Source organism: Elstera litoralis (genome assembly GCF_000963705.1).
Taxonomy (GTDB): Bacteria; Pseudomonadota; Alphaproteobacteria; order Elsterales; family Elsteraceae; genus Elstera; species Elstera litoralis.
Window position 1 is genome coordinate 1 of sequence record NZ_LAJY01000723.1, and the last position, 708, is coordinate 708.

At 56.1% G+C, this 708-nt stretch carries 1 pseudogene; it reads left to right on the top strand.

From position 1 onward, the window contains the following. Positions 1 to 128: 128 nt before the first annotated feature. Positions 129 to 696: pseudogene (gene map / locus VZ95_RS19325) on the top strand (type I methionyl aminopeptidase); the annotation flags it as partial. Between the last annotated feature and the right edge of the window lie 12 nt (positions 697 to 708).

Genomic DNA, 708 nt, shown 5'->3' on the forward strand with positions numbered 1-708 from the left:
CTGAAGGAACAAATTCCTCTGGTTAACGCGGTTCAGGAAGCCTGATGTACGATAACAACAATGACGATGAGTGGGACGACGAGACTTTGGCGACGATCAAAATCCATACGCCGGACGATTTCGAAGGCATGCGCAAAGCCGGGCGGCTCGCGGCGGAAACCTTGGATTTCATCACGCCCCATGTTGTGCCGGGGGTGAGCACCGAAGCGCTCAATCAGCTTTGCCATGATTTCATTGTTCAAGCCGGGGCCATCCCCGCGCCTCTGGGCTATCGCGGTTTTCCGAAGTCGATCTGCACCTCGGTCAATCACGTCGTCTGCCACGGCATCCCCGACGATAAGAAGAAGCTCGAAGACGGCGATATCATCAATATCGACGTTACGGTGATTCTGGACGGCTGGTACGGCGACACAAGCCGCATGTTCTACGCGGGCAAGGTTGGCACCAAGGCGCGCAAGCTGTGCGAAATCACCTATGAAGCGATGATGCGCGGCATCGAAGTGGTGAAGCCGGGTGCGACCTTGGGCGATATCGGCCACGCCATTCAAAACGTTCGCGGAAGCGCAACGCTTTTCGGTAGTGCGCGATTTCTGTGGTCACGGTTTAGGCCGCATTTTCCACGATGCGCCGTCGATCCTGCATTTCGGCAGGCCAGGGCACGGAGCGGAAATCAAAGAAGGTATGTTTTTCACCATCGAGCCGATGATT